This window comes from Flavivirga jejuensis (genome assembly GCF_030540765.1).
GTDB classification, from domain to species: Bacteria; Bacteroidota; Bacteroidia; order Flavobacteriales; family Flavobacteriaceae; genus Flavivirga; species Flavivirga jejuensis.
In genome coordinates, this window is record NZ_JAUOEL010000008.1 from 314,850 (window position 1) to 334,382 (window position 19,533).

Annotated in this window: 16 protein-coding genes; 6 read left to right on the forward strand and 10 right to left on the reverse strand. The window is 31.1% G+C overall.

All coding sequences use genetic code 11. From position 1 onward, the window contains the following. Window positions 1–62: 62 nt before the first annotated feature. Together Q4Q40_RS20625 and Q4Q40_RS20630 are read left to right on the forward strand one after the other, a co-directional pair. Window positions 63–1,073 carry an AAA family ATPase gene (locus tag Q4Q40_RS20625; RefSeq protein ID WP_425555795.1) on the forward strand — a complete coding sequence of 337 codons (1,011 nt, stop codon included), beginning with the start codon at window positions 63–65 and terminating at the stop codon, window positions 1,071–1,073. Between the two features lie 402 nt (window positions 1,074–1,475). Next, complete coding sequence (locus tag Q4Q40_RS20630; protein ID WP_303303920.1) at window positions 1,476–2,807, forward strand: DUF58 domain-containing protein; 1,332 nt, start codon at window positions 1,476–1,478, stop codon at window positions 2,805–2,807. A 158-nt stretch (window positions 2,808–2,965) separates the two neighbouring features. Here Q4Q40_RS20630 and Q4Q40_RS20635 read toward each other — a convergent pair whose 3' ends face one another. Beyond that, window positions 2,966–3,445: a Dps family protein gene (locus Q4Q40_RS20635; protein ID WP_303303922.1), complete on the reverse strand. Its 480-nt coding sequence runs from the start codon at window positions 3,443–3,445 to the stop codon at window positions 2,966–2,968. Window positions 3,446–3,550: 105 nt separating this feature from the next. On the opposite strand from Q4Q40_RS20635, the gene Q4Q40_RS20640 reads away from it, so the two are divergent. Then, complete coding sequence (locus tag Q4Q40_RS20640; RefSeq protein WP_303303923.1) at window positions 3,551–4,489, forward strand: LysR substrate-binding domain-containing protein; 939 nt, start codon at window positions 3,551–3,553, stop codon at window positions 4,487–4,489. A gap of 94 nt (window positions 4,490–4,583) precedes the next feature. Here the strand turns inward: Q4Q40_RS20640 and yajC are convergent, their stop codons facing one another. The 3 genes from yajC to nusB all read right to left on the reverse strand — a co-directional run bounded on the left by yajC (window position 4,584) and on the right by nusB (window position 6,396). Then, window positions 4,584–4,874, reverse strand: a complete 291-nt coding sequence (yajC, locus tag Q4Q40_RS20645; protein ID WP_303303924.1) for a preprotein translocase subunit YajC — start codon at window positions 4,872–4,874, stop codon at window positions 4,584–4,586. Window position 4,875: 1 nt separating this feature from the next. Next, a complete protein-coding gene (locus tag Q4Q40_RS20650) occupies window positions 4,876–5,367 on the reverse strand; it encodes a DUF1573 domain-containing protein (RefSeq protein WP_303303925.1) in 492 nt (163 codons plus the stop codon). Between the two features lie 84 nt (window positions 5,368–5,451). Beyond that, entirely contained in the window at window positions 5,452–6,396 is a 945-nt protein-coding gene (nusB, locus tag Q4Q40_RS20655) for a transcription antitermination factor NusB (RefSeq protein WP_303303926.1), read from the reverse strand. Between the two features lie 208 nt (window positions 6,397–6,604). On the opposite strand from nusB, the gene Q4Q40_RS20660 reads away from it, so the two are divergent. Then, on the forward strand, window positions 6,605–8,368 hold the full coding sequence (locus Q4Q40_RS20660; RefSeq protein ID WP_303303927.1) for an ABC transporter ATP-binding protein: 1,764 nt from the start codon (window positions 6,605–6,607) through the stop codon (window positions 8,366–8,368). Window positions 8,369–8,530: 162 nt separating this feature from the next. Next, window positions 8,531–8,926: a PUR family DNA/RNA-binding protein gene (locus Q4Q40_RS20665; RefSeq protein WP_303303928.1), complete on the forward strand. Its 396-nt coding sequence runs from the start codon at window positions 8,531–8,533 to the stop codon at window positions 8,924–8,926. A 202-nt stretch (window positions 8,927–9,128) separates the two neighbouring features. Here Q4Q40_RS20665 and Q4Q40_RS20670 read toward each other — a convergent pair whose 3' ends face one another. Further along, on the reverse strand, window positions 9,129–9,464 hold the full coding sequence (locus Q4Q40_RS20670) for a tRNA-binding protein (protein WP_303303929.1): 336 nt from the start codon (window positions 9,462–9,464) through the stop codon (window positions 9,129–9,131). 338 nt (window positions 9,465–9,802) lie between these two features. Between Q4Q40_RS20670 and Q4Q40_RS20675 the strand changes: the two genes are divergently transcribed. After that, window positions 9,803–10,360 carry a thioredoxin family protein gene (locus Q4Q40_RS20675; protein WP_303303930.1) on the forward strand — a complete coding sequence of 186 codons (558 nt, stop codon included), beginning with the start codon at window positions 9,803–9,805 and terminating at the stop codon, window positions 10,358–10,360. Between the two features lie 156 nt (window positions 10,361–10,516). Here Q4Q40_RS20675 and Q4Q40_RS20680 read toward each other — a convergent pair whose 3' ends face one another. The 5 genes from Q4Q40_RS20680 to Q4Q40_RS20700 form a co-directional block, all read right to left on the reverse strand. Beyond that, window positions 10,517–12,670 (reverse strand): T9SS type A sorting domain-containing protein, encoded by a 2,154-nt coding sequence (locus Q4Q40_RS20680; RefSeq protein ID WP_303303931.1) that lies wholly within the window; start codon window positions 12,668–12,670, stop codon window positions 10,517–10,519. 1,342 nt (window positions 12,671–14,012) lie between these two features. Continuing rightward, window positions 14,013–16,370: a leucine-rich repeat domain-containing protein gene (locus Q4Q40_RS20685; protein WP_303303932.1), complete on the reverse strand. Its 2,358-nt coding sequence runs from the start codon at window positions 16,368–16,370 to the stop codon at window positions 14,013–14,015. Window positions 16,371–17,187: 817 nt separating this feature from the next. Beyond that, a complete protein-coding gene (locus Q4Q40_RS20690) occupies window positions 17,188–17,670 on the reverse strand; it encodes a GNAT family N-acetyltransferase (protein WP_303303933.1) in 483 nt (160 codons plus the stop codon). Window positions 17,671–17,794: 124 nt separating this feature from the next. Next, window positions 17,795–18,364: a YfiT family bacillithiol transferase gene (locus tag Q4Q40_RS20695; RefSeq protein WP_303303934.1), complete on the reverse strand. Its 570-nt coding sequence runs from the start codon at window positions 18,362–18,364 to the stop codon at window positions 17,795–17,797. A 216-nt stretch (window positions 18,365–18,580) separates the two neighbouring features. Then, window positions 18,581–19,513, reverse strand: a complete 933-nt coding sequence (locus Q4Q40_RS20700; RefSeq protein WP_303303935.1) for a peptidylprolyl isomerase — start codon at window positions 19,511–19,513, stop codon at window positions 18,581–18,583. Between the last annotated feature and the right edge of the window lie 20 nt (window positions 19,514–19,533).

The window sequence follows — 19,533 nt, forward strand, 5'->3', positions numbered from 1 at the left end:
TGAGCGAAAATAAAGAATCTCAAAACCAAGATCATCAAGATATCGAACCGAAATCTGACGTTATATCATCAATTGATAATAGTGCCTTGGAAGACACCAGTAATTTACAGTTTCAAAATCGTTTAGACTTATCCGAACTTCAACAAAGTGTGAATAAAATAAAACAAGAAGTTGGTAAAGTTATTGTTGGACAAAAAGATATGGTAGATATGCTCATTGCCTCTCTTTTAGCTAAAGGGCACTCACTTATAGAAGGTGTTCCAGGAGTTGCAAAAACAGTTACAGCCAAACTCTTAGCAAAATCTTTAAGTGTCGGTTTTAGTCGGATACAATTTACGCCAGATTTAATGCCTAGTGATATCTTAGGAACCTCGGTTTTTAATTTAAAAAAATCGGAATTCGAATTCAAAAAAGGACCTATTTTCTCGAATATGATTCTTATTGATGAGATCAATAGAGCACCTGCCAAAACGCAAGCTGCCTTATTTGAAGTTATGGAGGAACAACAGATTACAATTGACGGGAATAAATTTAAACTAGACGCGCCTTTTATCGTCTTAGCAACTCAAAACCCTATAGAACAAGAAGGCACCTATAGATTACCAGAAGCACAATTAGATAGATTTCTATTTAAAATTGATGTTAGTTACCCCAATTTAGATGAAGAAATAGAAATACTATCCAGAGAGCATGAATTAAAAGATAAGGTTAAAACGGAAGCGATCACATCCTTTTTAACGGGCGATCAAATTGTAAAATACCAGAATTTAGTGAGTCAGGTTTTGGTAGAAAAACATTTACTTAAATACATCGCAGAACTCATTGTTGCTACTCGTAGTAATCAATTTTTATATTTAGGCGCATCACCGAGAGCATCTATAGCCATATTAAAATCTAGTAAAGCATTTGCGGCTATGTCTGGTCGCGATTTTGTGACACCAGAAGATATAAAACGTGCCGCTATTCCTGTATTGCACCATAGAGTTATCGTAACACCAGAACGTGAAATGGAAGGTGTTTCTAGCAAGCAGATTATAAAACAAATTATTGAAACTGTTGAGATACCTCGTTGATTAGTTGGTAGTGTTCAGTAGGCAGTAGGCAGTAGGCAGTAGGCAAAATAAGAAAACAATGTCATTCAGAGATCTGTGTTAAAAATTTTAACTAGCGGATGAAATGACGTAATAGGGGTGTCATTCAGAAGGCTATCGAAAACAAAATATATTTTGTTTGAAGATATAAGCGAAGCTTACGACTGAAGAATCTTTAGAGATTAACAATAAAGATTCTTCGCTGTGCTCTGAATGACAAACGATTATAAATTAAGTATTTATAAAAAAGGTCAATGATAACATTATCGAAAACAAAATATATTTTGTTTGAAGATACATAGAGAAGCTAAGGAAGAATCTCATTTTAACTTTTAACTTTTAACTTTTAACTTTTAACTTTTAACTTTTAACTTTTAACAAATTTTGAAATTCTTTAAACCATTCTATATACAACCCCGTTTTTTTTATGCTGGTATTGGCATTGTAGTATTGTTTGCTTTAAGTTATTTCATTCCTTTATTATTCAATATTGCGCAACTTTCTATATTAATACTCATACTCTTATTCTTTTTAGATCTTCTGATTGTTTTTATCGGGAAAAACAAACTTGAAGCCACTAGAGTATTACCAGATAAATTTTCAAATGGTGATAAAAACCAAGTAAAATTAAATATTAATAACAACTACCCCATTTCTGTTTATTTAGAAATTATAGATGAAATTCCTGAGCAATTTCAAGTGAGGGATTTCAAAATTAAAGAACGTATTGCTGCTCGTAAGTCAAAATCAATTCAATATAATTTAAAACCAATCGAACGTGGTGAATATCATTTTGGTGATTTAAACGTGTATGTCTCTTCTGTTATAAACTTAGTTGCTAAACGTTTTACTTCTAATCATGGTGCTATGGTACCTACCTATCCAAGTTTTAAGCAATTAAAAAAGTTTGAACTTTTAAATATTAATCAGAATTCGCTAGAGTTTGGGCTTAAAAAAGTAAGGCGGCTAGGACATTCTATGGAGTTTGAGCAAATCAAGGAATATGTTTTAGGTGATGATTTACGTACTATAAACTGGAAAGCTACGGCAAAGAAAAATCAGTTGATGGTCAATCAATTTCAAGACGAAAAATCGCAACCTGTTTATTCTATTATTGATAAAGGCCGGATTATGAAAATGCCTTTTAACGGTTTAAGTCTTTTAGATTATGCCATTAATGCTGCCCTTGTAATTAGTAATGTCGTTTTAAAAAAGCATGATAAAGCTGGTATGTTTTCATTTTCTAAACATATAGAAAATGTGGTAGTTGCCGAAAAAAGGAGCTCACAAATGCAACTTATTTTAGAGTCCCTTTACAACATTAAAACAGATTTTTTTGAAAGTGATTTTAGTAGGTTATATGGAAGTATAAAACGCCACATTACAAATAGAAGCCTTATTTTAATGTATACCAACTTTGAAACTTTAGATGGTTTAAACAGGCAATTACCTTACTTAAAAGCCATTTCTAAAAACCATTTATTAGTGGTTATTTTCTTTAAGAATACCGAATTAAACAGTTTAATTAGCGAAAAAGCAGAAACAGTACAACAAGTTTACGATAAAGTAATTGCCGAAAAATTTGCGTTTGAAAAACGTCTTATTGTAAATGAATTAAAAAAGTATGGTATCTACTCTATTTTAACAACACCAGAAAAACTTACTATAGATACCATTAATAAATACTTAGAAATTAAAGCTCGAGGATTGCTTTAAAATTAAAGATATCTCTAAACAAAAAGAAATATAAGTTTAAAAGTGTTTAAGTGTCCGTACGAGCGCAGTCGAAAACTTTTAAAACATCTCGACTGCGCTCGATAAGACCACTTAATTTCTAAATACTTTCCAAGCCTCTCTGCTACTATCAATAAATACTAAACTGATTCGTTCAACCAAGCCTTCATCATCCAGACGGTTTTCTCTTGCTCTGTAATAAAATCACTCATCATTGAATTGGTACCTTCATCATTTGTATTACCAGACTTATCTAAAATGAGTCTTTCAATTTTTAAAAGTTCGGTCAATGAATTAACAATTAAACGTACCGCTTTATCATCTTGAGAAATATTTTTACCAACTGGTACTTTTGCATTTTCCACATATTCTTCAAATGTATGAAATGGTGTTTCCCCCAATGTTAAAATACGTTCTGCTATTAAATCAACTTTCATATTTGCGTCTGTATATAATTCTTCAAACTTTACATGTAAATCAAAAAAACGTTTCCCTCTTATATTCCAATGAATACCTCGCAGGTTCTGATAATATATTTGAAAATTGGCTAATAAATGATTCAAATCATCTGCTAAATCTTTGGTTTTTTTGGAGTCTAATCCTAAACTATTTAATGTCATTTTATACTTATTTTTATATCTACTACAAATTTAATTTATAATTAACAGTTGTTTCTATAAATTTTATTGATAGTTTTTATATTTTTATAGTCTAAATTGATTACAATGACAATTACACAATTATATTATGTTTTGGCTGTTGCCGAAAACCAGAATTTCACTAAAGCTGCAGAGAAATGTTTTGTGACACAACCTACACTAAGCATGCAAATTCAAAAACTAGAAGATCAATTAGACATATTGATTTTTGATCGTAGCAAAAAGCCTATTGAATTAACTGATGTAGGCAAAAAAATTGTAAAACAAGCAAGAAATATTGTAAATGAATCTTATAGAATTCAAGATATTGTAGACCAACAAAAAGGTTTTATTGGCGGTGAATTTAAACTTGGTATTATACCAACGGTTATGCCAACGCTACTTCCTATGTTTTTAAAGAATTTTATAAAGAAACACCCAAAGGTTAAACTTAAAATAGAAGAATTAACAACTGAAGAAATAATTTCCAGAATTAACGATGGTCATCTAGACGCAGCAATAGCTGCCACACCTTTAGAAGATGAAAATATAAAAGAACGTGTTCTTTATTTTGAACCATTTATGGGATACATTCCTAAAAACCATAGATTACATAATCACAAAAAAATAGATGTATCAGATTTAGATATAGATGATATGCTTTTACTTGAAGATGGACACTGTTTTAGGGATGGTGTTATTAATCTTTGTAAAGTATTTAAAAATCAAACTGATGATCAATTTCAATTAGAAAGCGGCAGTATTGAAACACTTATAAAACTTTCAAATGAAGGATTAGGTATGACGCTCTTACCTTATTTACATACCCTAGATATTAATGAAAAAGAAAAAGAAAACTTATATTATTTTAACGAACCATCGCCTGCCAGAGAAGTAAGCATCATCTATCATAAAAGTGAATTGAAAATGCAAATTATTGAAGCACTACAAGATGTTATATCTGGTGTTGTAAGAGGTGCTATTGCGTTTCAAAATGTAAAAATTGTTAGTCCGTTACCTAAATAACCCTGGCTTCTTAAAACAGATTATATACAAACAAAAAAGAGCTTCCATATTATATAGGAAGCTCTTTTTCATATATTAAAAAAATAAGTTGCTCTTATTTTATTGCTGGCGGTGCGTTTAATTTTGCACTCATTTCCATAGAAAGCGCAGAACGCTCATACTTAACTTTACCAGACATAGTTTCTATTACACAACTACCATCTTTATCGTTTAGTTCTAAGATCTTACCATGCAATCCACTTTTGGTAATTACTTTATCCCCTTTTTTTAGTTCAGCAACAAATTTCTTTTCTTTTTTTGCACGTTTCATTTGAGGCGCAATCATAAAAAAGTATACGACTACAAATATTAATATAAATGGCATAAATTCCTTTATTCCTTCCATTTTATTGTGCTTTAATTGTTGGTGTTACTGATGGCTTCTTTGCATTAGGATCTGGTTTTACAAAAGCTGTAATTTTCACACTTTCTTTGCCTTTTTCCGTATTTGCTGTAATATTAATTGTTTTTGAAACCTTATTAGAGCCACTTCCATTAAACTCAACAGAAAAGGTTCCAGATTCTCCTGGTGCTAAAGGCTCTCTACTCCAATCTTGAGGCACTGTACAACCACAAGTACTCTTAATATCTGTGATAACTAGCGGTGCATCTCCTGAGTTTTTATAAGTAAAAGTAGTTTTTACTTTTGTTTTTGCTTCTATTTCACCAAAATCATGTTCTTTTTTATCGAACTCTAGTACTGGAAATTTAGATGCACTAGCATCTCTTACTGCTGCTGCTGCTACATTATTGTCGTCAATTTTTTTAGCAGCATTTTCTTTACAAGAAGTAAAAGCAATCAAGCATAAAACGCTTAATCCTAATATTATTTTTTTCATTTTTTTCATTTTTGTCATTAAGGTGGTGTAAAAATAGTAATTATTTAATCTATTAAAAATTTTTATTAACTTCTTAACAGAAGATTACAATAAGCCCCTGCCTATTTTATTTAATTTATCATCTGCAACATATTCTTTTACCAATTTATCTAAAATACCATTTATAAATACGCTGCTTTTTGGTGTAGAATATTCCTTAGCTATTTCTAAATATTCATTAATAGTAACTTTTACAGGTATTGATGGAAATTTTTTTAATTCACTAATAGCCATTTGAAGCAATACATAATCAACATTAGCAATACGATCTGAATCCCAATTTTTGGTTTTCATTTCAATCTCTTTATTAATTAGCGTTTTATTTAAAAGTGTTTTCTTAAATAAGCTGATAGCAAACTGCTTATCTTCTATATCCTTATATAATTTAGGTGTAAAATGATTTTCGGTCGAGGCTGTCTTAACTTTTCTTAATAGTTTTAAAATAGTAGTATTCACCGTTGGAAGATCATCTAACCAAGTTAAGTTTTTATCTTCTAAATACTCATAAAGTTTCTCGTTAGGTGCAATAATGTCTTTAAACACATCAACAATAAAATCTTTATCTTCTTTAAAGTCAGATACTCTGGTTTGCATATACTCTTTATACAAATCACTTTTAGTAATTGCTTTAAAAAGAACATCAACATACTCACTGTCCAATTCCCAATTAGTTATCTTATGGGTATCTAATTGGTCTTTTAATCGCAAATTATCTCTTAAAGACTTAAGTAATTGGTTGTTTACAAATTTCTTATTAGGATCTTTGTCTTCTTTGGTAGCTAAATGTTTTTTTTGTTTTTTTTGTAAATCGTCTTCTGCTCTTTTTTGAACTTCAATCAATAACGAGATTAATAAGAGGTACAAGTTGTACATATTATCTATACTAAACAATAAGAACTTCTGATCTTTAGAAAAATCGTCACTCTCACCTCCTTTAAAGGCATATAACGTTTGCATTACTTTTACCCGAATATGTCTTCTGTTTAGCATAATTACAAAGAACTTAAATTAAAAAATAGAAAGTTATTTCATTGTTTTTTCCGCTGCAAAAGTAATATTATTTTGAAAAGTAACTCCATATTTTTCTTTTATTATTAGAATAACATTTTAAGCTATATTTAACAATTGCCTGCTATGCATACACCTATTTTATTCTTAATAATACATTATATTTGCTCTCCCATTACTACACAGGTAAATGAAAGAATTACAACATTTAAATAAATACTTCTTAAAATATAAAGCACACCTTTTAATAGGCATGGTGATTACTGTTGCTGCTAGAATTTTTTTACTTTTTACACCGCGCTATGTAAAACAGATTTTTATAGTGGTTGAAAAAGCTTTAAAAGGATCGGTTACCGAAGACGTTTTCAAAGCAGAATTATTAGAAGCCATTCTTTATATTGTTGGAGCAGCCATAATAGGTGGTATACTTACCTTTTTTATGCGTCAAACCATTATTAATGTGTCTCGTTATATTGAGTTCGATTTAAAAAATGAGATTTACGACCAATACCAAAAACTCTCTTTAAACTTTTATAAAAAGAATAGAACTGGAGACTTAATGAACCGTATTACAGAAGATGTAGGTCGGGTACGTATGTATGCAGGCCCTGCTATTATGTATAGTATAAATACTTTTGCACTGTTTGTTATTGTCATTATTTATATGATTAATGCGTCTCCTAAGTTAACATTATACACCATTTTACCATTACCAATTCTTTCTGTTATTATATATAAATTAAGTAAAGAAATACATAAGCGTAGCACCATAGTTCAAGAATATTTATCTAAACTATCTACGTTCACTCAAGAATCTTTTAGTGGTATTTCTGTAATTAAAGCATATGGTATTGAGCCACAAACATCAACAAGTTTTAAATCGCTTGCTTCGGGAAGTAAAGAGAAACAAATAAGTCTTGCTAAAATACAGGCTTGGTTTTTTCCAATGATGATTTTACTTATAGGTACAAGTAATTTGTTGGTAATTTATATTGGAGGCATGCAATATATTAACGGTGAAATTGAAAGTTTAGGAACCATAGCAGAATTTATTATTTATGTAAATATGCTTACGTGGCCAGTAGCAACAGTCGGTTGGGTAACTTCTATTGTACAACAAGCAGAAGCATCACAAAAACGAATTAACGAGTTTTTAAAGATTAAACCAGAAATTAAAAATACTGTAAATACAAATACAGAAATCGCTGGTGATATTGCTTTTAATAATGTGTCGTTTACGTATGATGATACAAGCATTCAAGCATTAAAAGACATTAGTTTTAATATAAAAGCAGGTAAAACACTCGCCATAATAGGTAAAACAGGATCGGGAAAGTCTACCATTTTAGATTTAATTGGTAGACTTTATGATATTGACAAAGGTTCTATTATTATTAATGGAACAGAAATTAATAAACTCAATTTAAATAATTTAAGGGATAACATTGGTTATGTGCCTCAGGATGCATTCTTATTCTCTGATACTATAAAAACCAATATTAAATTTGGAAAAGAAAATGCTACTGATGATGATGTTATCCAAGCGGCAAAAAATGCTCAAGTACACAAAAACATTGTTAAATTTAATAACGGCTACGATACCATATTAGGCGAACGTGGTATCACACTTTCTGGCGGGCAAAAACAACGCGTATCTATTGCCAGAGCCATTATAAAATCGCCTAAAATATTACTTTTCGATGATTGTCTTTCTGCTGTTGATACAGAAACCGAAGAAAAAATATTGAAAAATCTCAGTAAAGTTTCGGCAGGAAAAACAACTATTATTGTGAGTCATAGAGTTTCTTCTGCTAAAAATGCAGATAAAATTATTGTATTAGATGATGGTAAAATTGTTCAAGAAGGTACGCATGAATCTCTTATAAACATTAATGGGTACTATAAGCATCTATACTTAAAACAATTGAGCGAAACTTCTTCAAACAAATCTTAAACCTGCTAACCTAACCCCCGATCAAATAGCTTATTATTCTTTCCATTTAATGCAATAAAATGCAGCATTTAAAAAAGAAACTTAATAATTTGTTGGTTAGTAACGGTTTTTTTTAGATTTTTGATACTCAATTAACGATAATTTAATAAATTTCTATACACTATGAATAATAATGATATGATGGAGAGAGAAGAGATTTTTTCGAAAGTATTAAGAGCAGGAAGACGTACTTATTTCTTTGATGTAAGAGCTACTAAAGCAGATGATTACTACTTAACTATTACTGAAAGTAAAAAGTTTACTAACGATGATGGATCGTTTCATTACAAAAAACACAAAATATATATTTACAAAGAAGACTTTTCTGAATTCAAAGATATATTAGCTGAAATGACTGATTATATCATAGAGAAAAAAGGAGATGAAGTAATTAGTGAGCGTCACCAAAAAGATTTTAAAAAGAGTTACGAAGTTGAAAATTCTGAAAAAACACCAACAGATAACGACTCTCACAAACCTACCGAAAGTTTTACTGATATAAATTTTGACGATATATAACAATTATTCAATTGTTCATAAAAAAACCGCTATTAGAATAGCGGTTTTTTTATGGCTGGATCTTTCGTGAGTTCGATGTAATGCAAGCATATTTATAACGATAAACTCACTAATAGTGTTACATGTCGAATTCACCTTTTTAATAAAGCATGTAAACTTTAAAACCCAAAGTTTATTTTTTGTTAGCAACTATTTAAATATATTAAGCTACTGCTGTTCCGTTTTTTACTTGATCTTCTGGGTTTAGAAGTATCACATCTTTACCATTTACTGCTCCTAATATCAGGCATTCACTCATAAATTTAGCGATTTGTTTTTTAGGAAAATTTACGACAGCAACTATTTGCCTTTTTAATAAATCTTCTTTTTTATAAAGTGTTGTAATTTGTGCCGATGTTTTTTTAATTCCTAAATCACCAAAATCAATGGTAAGTTGGTATGCTGGGTTTCTTGCTTCAGGGAAACTATTAACTTCTATAATAGTTCCTACTCGTAGATCTACTTTAGTAAAATCTTCAAAAGTTATTGTATCATTCATTTTTTAAAAATACTATTTATCTAACAAATTTTAAAATCACTAATTGCAAATTTAAATAAAAGGTAATAAACCTAGATTCCGCAAAAATAAGGATGAGCCTGTTTGCTGGTATAGGCAGGTTCAACTTACAATTTTGAATGCCTCTTGCAGAGTTCTCTAAATTGAGTTTTTCTGCCACGCAATAAGCGTAGACTAAGAAAAATCTAAGCATAGCTTAAGTTTATGATTATAGTTCTATTTTATATTGAAATAGAAAGGAAATAGAAACTAATTTTCAATAGTTATTTTTAACGTTTATTTGGTATTAAATAACGAACTTTGGTAAAACTTAAATTCTTATGGCTAATACTCCATCTAATATGCTTGCTTTAGAAACGCAAGCGCCATTATTTAATTTATTTGATACTATTTCTGGAAACACCTTATCTCTTAACCAATTAAAAGGAAGTCAAGCTACTGTGATTATGTTTATATGTAACCATTGTCCTTTTGTGATACATATAAACCCTGAGATCGTTTCAATAGCAAATTTGTACGCAAAAAAAGGTATTAGTTTTATTGCTATTTCTAGTAACGATATTATTAACTACCCACAAGACAGTCCTAAAAACATGACCATTCATGCAAAAAATGCAGGATACCCATTTCCTTATTTGTATGATGAAACACAAGATGTAGCAAAAGCTTATGATGCAGCATGTACTCCAGATTTTTATATTTTCGATGCTCATTTAAAACTAAAGTATAGGGGGCAACTGGACAATTCACGCCCTGGAAACCAAATACCTGTTACTGGTAAAGATTTAAGGTACGCTTTAGATTGTTTAATTGAAAATAGAAATAATACAACACTACAAAAGCCCAGTATTGGTTGTAATATTAAGTGGAAAAAATAACTAAACCACTTGTTTTGGTAAACTGAAAGTCTATTTTTTAAGTCCTGTTTTATTCGTTATACTATATTTTTATAATGAATCTTGTAATTTCACGGGAATAAATTTTAATAGAAACCCCGAGGCAAAACCTCGAGGCATTCTTTTTGATTAACTTATTTAATTCTTAACCAATTTGAAAGTTTTGGTTATTTTATCTCCACTTAATGACATCACATAAATTCCTTTTGAAAGACGACTTATGTCTATAAGTGATTCTTTTGTATCCAGTGGTATAAAACCTTTTATATTTAATCTCCCACTTATATCAAAGATGGCATAGTGAGTAAATTTTGAATCAGGCGTAACAATTGTTATATTACTTGAAGTTGGGTTGGGGTAAATCCCCACATTAGTAGTATGATCAATATCATCATTTTGTGACAATAATTTCTCATCGACTGTTTTTGAACTGTTAGCAACAGTATCGAATCTCCACTGTTGATTCTGATTGGCACTATTTGAACTCCATAAATACACATTTTGGTTGATGGCTCCCCCACTGCCTCCATCTATAGAATACCCTGAAGCATTTCGCTTTTGTAACCGATAGTGGCCATTTCCTGCATCAATTTTTTGCCAATGCTGGTTTTGATTGTTGTTACTACAAGTCCATAAATAAACATCCTGTCCATTGGCTCCTCCACTGCCTCCATCGATACAATAATTGGTGCCATATTTTTGATAGGAATAGTAACCATTTCCTCTATCTATTTCGGTCCAGGTTAGATTATTATGGTTTATATTCGTGTACAACTCGATGCTCTGCCCATTAGCACCACCACAGCCACCGTCCATTGCAAATCCTGTAGCATTACGCTTTACTAACCGAAAATTTGTGGAAGTCGTACCTCCAGGGCAAATACCAGTATTTCTAGTAACACTATTGCTGCTACCAGAATTGGTAATAGCTCCACAAGATATGCCTGATATACCTGAACTGCCAGAGTTTAAAACCAAGGGATAATGAGAGTAATTATCTATATCAATATTACTTGCAATTAAACTATTTGTACTTCTAACAACTGTATTGGTGCCTGCTACGCGTACTCTGTACAATGTGTTTATACCAGTTTCAGAGCTATTCAAAGTAATGTTGTGTCCGCTACCTCCTATGTATGCAATCATTCTGCTACCATTATAAGCACCACTTGTTGAAGGTAATAGGGTGATATTAATATTTGAGTTTTTATCATTATCATAATCAAAACCCAAAACAGGACCATATTTAGCATCTCCACTACAATTGGTAACTGTTGCAGAAGTACCTACAGCGAACCCCCTCTCGCACTCAATCGCGGTTGTTCCAGACACGTTTTTGGTACCCGAAGCATGAGTTATTGTTACACCACCTCTCATTCGTTTAATAGTACAATCTTTAATAGTGACATTACTTGTTCCTCTACTATAAAATGTTCCATTAATAATTGTTTCACCACCATTATATGCCCGAATTCCTTCTTCTTGAAGACTCATCATGTAACCTGCTGGAAGCCTATATCCCCAAGTGGTCATAAAATTAACATCATAAGCAGGACCAGAGTTTTCTGCCAACATATTGTCTGTTGTACGTACTTCACCTTCTACATAACAGTCTTCTACAGTTGGATTTACTGCAGCTTGCATAAATATTCCATGTCCATAAGAGCGATGAATAAGTGTACAATTCTTAACCGTATTGTCCAAGCCTCGAATAAGTAAAGCGGAATGCTTTTTATGTCCAATAATAGTGTTACTACCTCCTTTACCAAAGGCATCTCCATAACCGTAAGGATAAGAGCCTCGTATGGTCATATGGAAACCTTCTACAGTATTATCTGAACCATCTATTACAATATCTGTTGCACTTCTGGTTGGCCTTGTGTTACCAACATCCACCATTTTTAAGTTTTTAACTACTGTGTTATTTCCAGTTATTTGTAATTGATGGACAACATAGTTGCCAAATGCTTGTAATACATTGGTATTAAAATTAATTGTAACACCAGTAAAATCGTATGTGCTGTTTGATCCTTCAATTAACATAACAGTTCGAGTCCAGTCCATTTGTGAAACTGTATAACCCCAACTCCCGTTTGAGATATCGGTTGCTGAAATAGTGTACGTTCCTGCCGCAAGTTTAACATTTACGTTATTATCATTTAAATAAGGCTTTAAAGCCGCAAGTGAATTAACCGTTGTTTGAGCAAAACTATTTGCAGATACAAATAATAATAATGTCAAAAATATTTTTGAACATTCTTTTAATAAAAATAATATGGTATTTTCTTTCATGATTTTATGTTTTATTTATTATTAATTTTTCGCTAGTACACGTACATTTATCTATATATCGTATACCATGCTATTAAAAATAAACAGCACCATTAAAGATTCTGTTTACTTTATTAACTGATTTAATTTTTAACCAGTTTGAAAATCTTGGTTATTTGATTTTTTACATCCAGTGAAATAGACCCTTTTATATTTACATGTCTATTTTATATCAAAAATGATATAGTGAACAATCTTGTCCAGATATTCAGGCATGCCTCCTCTCTTTACGCATAGCGTTTACCTTCTTCAAAGTACCATCGCAAAGCATACATAGTAATATGCAACACGACCATTACTTTAAAGAATAGTCAAATTGGGCTCTTGATGAATCGTTATAAATTATGGTTTTGGCTACATTATCCAGAACCGTGTAATTATATAACTTGCCATAGACAAAAAAATATGTGTTGATAAAAGAGTTATAAGAAAACCCTATTTATATCTCCATATATTACATTCGGTACAGATCGGATTTTTTGTGTGGCAAAACCAAATGTACGAATTGAGTGTTTATAGAATTTGTTCCAGTGGATAAAGAATGGCAAAATAAAGATCGCCTTTTTAGTTAAAGGAAGACTACCACCTAGTCCATTAATAATTTTTTTCATGTTTTTTAGTTTAGAGTTTAACGTTTAGGTGGTTAATAAAACATGTCTTTTTCCCTTATAGTAAATGGATTGTCAGATTAAAAATAGTTACACATTATAACATTTGTATTAAAAAATTTGTATAAATTATAGTTCTTTTGATATAACCTATAACCCTTTTCGTACAAATTATAATTATTTTCTAATAATAAATTAGACTATTGGAATAATTCCACTAAACTATTGACTATTAGCAACTTAATCAAATCAATAAAAATAATGTAGATTAGATGATAGTGATATCGAATTTATAACAGCCATGATCAAGGAGGTTTAATCAATAATTTGGTAATAAACAAGATACAATTGTAATATATTACTAATCTTCTGTTATAAAAACTGAGGCTGAAAACCTTCTTTATAAAAATAGCTTTTATAACACAACTCTACTCTGTTTATCCTGTAATGCCAATTATTATTTAAAATAATCCATACAATTTTTTAGTCTACTAGCTCTTATTTTAGAAATTGGAGTTCATGAATCTTCGATTTATTTCTATTTTGTTCATAAATCTGCTAATATTGAATACTAAAAAAACAGTAACAAGAAACATTCTAGCACTGTTTTAATTATGTTTTTTCTATCAAATCTGTATCATTTTATGTCTCTCACAGTTTGAATAGCACTACACTTTAACTGTTTTACAAAGGAACTATAGTTTTACAATTCGTTTAGTAAATTCGCTGTTTTCAACTTGAACTTTAAATAAATAAATTCCAGAAGCTAAGTTAGAAATATTAACTTCAGAAAATGTTCCATTTAAAGTATGCCTCAATAAAGCCCTACCATTTAAATCATAAACAGTAACATTAGCATTATTAAGTTCCATACTTTTTACAGAAATGATATCGCTTGTTGGGTTTGGAGAGAATCTGAAACCTAATTCTTGTTCTATATTTTCTGTACTTAATGTTGATGCTGTTTCTATTATATTAGCAGCTGGCATATTACTCCATGGAGCAGTAGTTTCGTAGAGTGTTTTAGTTCCTATTGGTACATATAAAATTACTGTATTTTGGATACCCTCTAACGTATTCGTGTCGCTCGTAAATGTAACATCAGTAGCAGGATTAGCCCAATTAAGCTGAAAATGTGTCAAACCATATGTTTTTCTAAAAAGTTGATTACCAATTGAAGTAATAGAACTTGGAAGATTAATAGTCGTAAGACCCGTTTCTCTAAACACGCCATTACCCAACGTTTCTGCAACTAACACAGTAGCATTAGTCAAAGATTTAGTCGAATAAAAAGCATAACCTTCTATAGAGGTAGCACTAGAAAGATCTACTTCTGTAATAGCAGTAGAGCGAAGCGAACTAGCACCTACTGTAACTACATTTTCAAGATTTATGGATGTTAATGAAGTACATTCTTTAAACGCATTACTACGTATAGTAACAACTGAAGACGGAAGTGCTACAGATGTTATTACTCCATTACCATTAAAGGCTCCTTCTCCAATTCCAGCCACAGCGTAAGTTGTTAGTGTTCCATAATCGGTTGCACTACTTGGTATAACTAATTCCGTTAGCGTACTACCTGAAACTTCTACCTCAAAAGGTGCTACATTTGTTATTGTATAAGTATAGTCTCCATCTGTAAAAGACTCTCCTATTGATTGGGCATCTTCTACCGAATCTACTACACTATTGTTTGAACCATAATCTGTAACAGATCCTTGAGATCCACCTATTATCCAAGAAGAGTTAGACTCTAAGATCACTGGATAATCTGTTATGTTGATTATAGTCGAATTACTAGCTGTATCCTCCACATCCTCAGAATCTCCGAATATAATTTTTAATGATTGATCTGGATTCGATATATCCCCCTTAAAAGTAAGATTATGACCAGATCCTTTAATGCTCGCAACAAGTTTATTTCCATTAACTTCTTGTCCTACATAAGGTAATATCGTTATCTCTGCATTAATATTTTTATCAGTTGCATAATCAACTCCAAAAACAGCTCCATACTGAGCATCCGCACTACAATTTACAATATCACCAGCACCTGTGGCATACCCCCTTTCACAACCAATTGCTGAACAGCCTTCTACATATTTTGTTCCTGAAGCGTGTGTTAAAGTAACTCCTGCTCTTGCATTTTTTATGGTGCAATTTAAAATGGTAGGGTTAGATGTACCCCTAGAGTATGCTACACCATCAATATATGTTGTTCCTGCATTATAGGCTCTAATACCTTCTTCTTGTAAACTCTTCATAAATCCAGAAGGCAGCCTATACCCCCATACCGTCATAAAATCTACATTATCTGCTGGTGACCCTGTCCCCTCTTCTGCTAACATATCATCGGTACTACGCATTTCTCCCTCTAAATAACATCCTTCAATAAGAGGATCAACTGCAGCTTGCATAAAAAGAATATGACCATAAGAACGTGAAATAACTGTACAATTTTTCACATGGCTACGTAACCCTCTAACAAGAATACTACTATGTTTATAGTGTTTAATAGTATATGGGCCTCCTTTTCCAAAAGCATCACCGTATCCGTAGGGGTACGAACCTCGGGTCGTTAAATGAAAACCTTCTATTTTGTTATCACGTCCATCTATAATGATACCTTTTGCTGTTTTACTAGGTCTATTGTCGCCAACATCAACCATAGTTAAATTTTTAAGCACATTATCATTTCCCAATACTTGGAGTTCTACAACATCTACTGAACCAAATTGTTGGAATACTAATGTGTTAATATTGATTGTTACACCTGTAAAATCATAAGTACTATCAGATCCTGAAAAAACTAATAATGGGTTAGAATATGTTCCTGTACTTATATCCGCTTCTGTAATATTATAAGTTCCTGGTGCTAATTGAACATCTGCATTATCGTCATCCAAATAAGGTAACAAATCCTCTAATGAATTTACAACAGTTGTTTGAGCATATCCATAAAAACTAAAAAACAGAGCAAAAACAAACACCATTTTATAAGACTTCATTAATGCTGTTAAGTATTCTTTTTTTGAAAAAAAATTTTTCATTTGTTTGATATTTTTTATAAGTTTTTTAGTATATGACAAAAATTATCAAATACTTTTTATATGTCTGGTCGAGCGCAGTTGAGACCTTATTTTTATTGATAATTTTAATTTAGAAACCTTTCGACTTCACTCGTGGAAACGCAATACAAACACTTCATAAACAAAATATTATGATGGATTTTACTTTTTTTACCGTGTACTTATAAGGTTTTTTATAAAAAAATATTTTAAATATTGTTCTTTGAGTATTGTTCTTTGAGTATTGTTCTTTGAGTATTGTAAAACAGTTTTATTAGTTGTCCTAAGAATATTAATTGATTTCTTTAAAAATAGACTTAATTTACAAGGACTTAACAAAGAGGAATATTCACAATTGAACTGGTTAATAATCATCAATAAAAATCATTAATAAATCACCTCATGATTACGAAATACGAAGTTATTATACGATAAGAAAGAATCTATAAATTATAGTGCATTAGCTATAAACTATAATGCATTAATAGTAGTACCAACTATAAATTATAGCTTTTTTTTTACAAAAACACTAGAAATAAAGGTGTTATAATTTGTTTTGATACGTCATTATCTGGTAAAAATGGGACACTGTCCCTACAAATTCAATAAAAAAACTCTTGAAACTGACTAAAGGGGGCAAGCCATAGGGGTATTTCGCCAGTTTCATTTTGCCTTTATAGAGGCAAAAATCGATTTTTTTTATTTTGCCTCACCCAGAACTGCAAAAAAAGGCAGTTCTGACCTCTCCAAAGGAGAGGTTAATTGGAAACCCCGACCCAAGGGTCGAAGAATTTTTAGATTAAAAGCGTCGTTGCCAAAAACCAACATCAAGCCATTTACCAAATTTCAATCCGACTTCTTTAAAATGTGCTACTTGTTTAAAACCAAAATTTTCATGAAGCTTAACACTTGCATCGTTTGGCAACGTTAAACCTCCAAGTACAATGTGATAATTTTGCTCCTTTAATTGGGCTAATAACTCTGTATATAATTTAGAGCCTATTTGTTTCCCTAACACATCGTGTTTTACATATACAGTAGATTCTACGGTATGTTTATATGCTGGTTTTGGTCGCCATTTGCTCCCATATGCATATCCTAGAATTTCATTATTCTCTTCGAAAACAATGAAGGGGTAATCAGTATTTATACGTGTAATTTTATCTTTAAAAACGTCTAAAGACAAAGCTTCATCATCAAAAGTAACTATAGAGTTTAATACATAATAATTGTAAATATCTAGCAGTGCTTTTGTATCGTTCAAGTTTAGGGGCCTAATCATTATATATAATTTTCTGTTTTTAAAAAATTCTCCTTTTGTTCCTTAGAGGTATAAACTAACATTTTCGTTAATTATTGACCCTTTATTTAACAGAAAAGAAAGCTATAATTAATAATCAATTTATTTAAATCCAATTATTACGTTTCAATAAATTCTCTATATGTGCATAATGATGATTACTATGCCAGGCATAATTTCCAATATTGTAACTTAATACTACTTCTGAATTTGTTTCTGGGTGAATAAAACACTTATTTAAATCGTCTATAGATAGCGTTTTTAACAAATAAACAAGTTTAAAATGTATCGCTTTTATATGGTTTATAGACATTTCTATTGGTGCCGTTTTAGAATCTATAAGTTCAGCCCATCGGCCTTCAAAATAAGCTTTTATAAGAGGTTTATCTTCTGTTAGCGCCCATTTAAATCGAGTATAACTGTTATGGTGACTATCAGATACATGATGCACTACTTGCCTTACAGTCCAACCTCCAGGTCTATAGACTGTATCTAATTGTTGATCTGTTAAGTTTTTAACAAGATTTTCTAAACGGTTAGGAAAATGTTCTAATATGGAAATCCAACTAGCTATGTGTTGTTCCGAAATGTTATTGGGGCAATCAAATTGTCCAATTGGGTATTTAAGTTCATTTATTTGTTGCTCTGTCATACTAACAAAAGTATGAATTCTCATCCAATTTCTATTAAACCATTTCTCACATAATTAATAGCTGTATTAATCATTAAGCAAGAATAAACTTATAATGATTTAAAAATAAAAAAAACGACAAACAAAATAAATAAGCGTTGTGGTGTATATCCCTAAATTATAAGCCTAAAATTAAATCCTTACATAAAAAAAAACACCTACGAATAGGTGTTTTTATAAATTTATATGTCTAAATAGTAATTATTTCACATCCATCAACTCAACATCAAAAATAAGAGTTGCATCTGGTGGTATAACGCCTCCTGCTCCTCTACTTCCATATCCTAAATGGCTTGGTATTACGAAACGTGCTTTATCACCTACTTTTAGTAAACCTACACCTTCATCCCAACCAGCAATAACTTGACCAGTACCTAATGAGAAATCAATTGGCTCGTTACGTTTGTATGACGAATCGAAAACAGTTCCATCTGCTAATTGTCCTTTATAATGAACTGATACTGTTTTACCAGTCTCTGCATTTACCCCACTACCTTCTTGAATTATTTGATATCTTAAACCACTATCTGTTTTATTAAAACCAGTAGCAATTTTGTCTAATTCTCCTTCAGCCGCTTGTTTTGCTGCTGCTAATCTTTTCTCTCTAGATCCTTCAAAAGTTCTAAAAGCCTCAATAGCATTGTAAGCTTCCGCATCACTACCTACACGAATTATCTCTAAACTATTAATAGAATCATCCTGCGTTATAGCATCAACAATATCTTGTCCTTCTTTTACTTTACCAAAAACTGTATGATTATTATCTAACCATGGTGTTTCAACATGAGTGATAAAAAACTGACTTCCGTTGGTTCCTGGTCCAGCATTTGCCATTGATAAAATCCCAGGAGCATCGTGTTTTAAATCTGGATGAAATTCATCATCAAATTGATATCCTGGATTTCCAGAACCTGTACCTTGTGGACAGCCTCCTTGAATCATAAAATCTGGAATAACTCTATGGAATTTTAAACCATCGTAATAAGGTGTTCCTTGAGGTTTTACTTTATTTTCAAGATTCCCTTCTGCTAAGGCTACAAAGTTACCTACTGTTCCAGGTGTTTTCTGATATTCTAAAGTAACAAGTATTTCTCCTTTAGTTGTATTAAATTTTGCGTATAAACCGTCTTGCATTGTTCTAATTTTTAAGAAAG

Coding starts and splice junctions, on each gene's coding strand:
- Q4Q40_RS20635 (WP_303303922.1), bottom strand. CDS start 3,445: ATGACATTAAATAGTTTAGGATTAGACTCCAAAAAAACCAAAGATTTA.
- Q4Q40_RS20640 (WP_303303923.1), top strand. CDS start 3,551: ATGACAATTACACAATTATATTATGTTTTGGCTGTTGCCGAAAACCAG.
- yajC (WP_303303924.1), bottom strand. CDS start 4,874: ATGGAAGGAATAAAGGAATTTATGCCATTTATATTAATATTTGTAGTC.
- Q4Q40_RS20650 (WP_303303925.1), bottom strand. CDS start 5,367: ATGAAAAAAATAATATTAGGATTAAGCGTTTTATGCTTGATTGCTTTT.
- nusB (WP_303303926.1), bottom strand. CDS start 6,396: ATGCTAAACAGAAGACATATTCGGGTAAAAGTAATGCAAACGTTATAT.
- Q4Q40_RS20660 (WP_303303927.1), top strand. CDS start 6,605: ATGAAAGAATTACAACATTTAAATAAATACTTCTTAAAATATAAAGCA.
- Q4Q40_RS20665 (WP_303303928.1), top strand. CDS start 8,531: ATGAATAATAATGATATGATGGAGAGAGAAGAGATTTTTTCGAAAGTA.
- Q4Q40_RS20670 (WP_303303929.1), bottom strand. CDS start 9,464: ATGAATGATACAATAACTTTTGAAGATTTTACTAAAGTAGATCTACGA.
- Q4Q40_RS20675 (WP_303303930.1), top strand. CDS start 9,803: ATGGCTAATACTCCATCTAATATGCTTGCTTTAGAAACGCAAGCGCCA.
- Q4Q40_RS20680 (WP_303303931.1), bottom strand. CDS start 12,670: ATGAAAGAAAATACCATATTATTTTTATTAAAAGAATGTTCAAAAATA.
- Q4Q40_RS20685 (WP_303303932.1), bottom strand. CDS start 16,370: ATGAAAAATTTTTTTTCAAAAAAAGAATACTTAACAGCATTAATGAAG.
- Q4Q40_RS20690 (WP_303303933.1), bottom strand. CDS start 17,670: ATGATTAGGCCCCTAAACTTGAACGATACAAAAGCACTGCTAGATATT.
- Q4Q40_RS20695 (WP_303303934.1), bottom strand. CDS start 18,364: ATGAGAATTCATACTTTTGTTAGTATGACAGAGCAACAAATAAATGAA.
- Q4Q40_RS20700 (WP_303303935.1), bottom strand. CDS start 19,513: ATGCAAGACGGTTTATACGCAAAATTTAATACAACTAAAGGAGAAATA.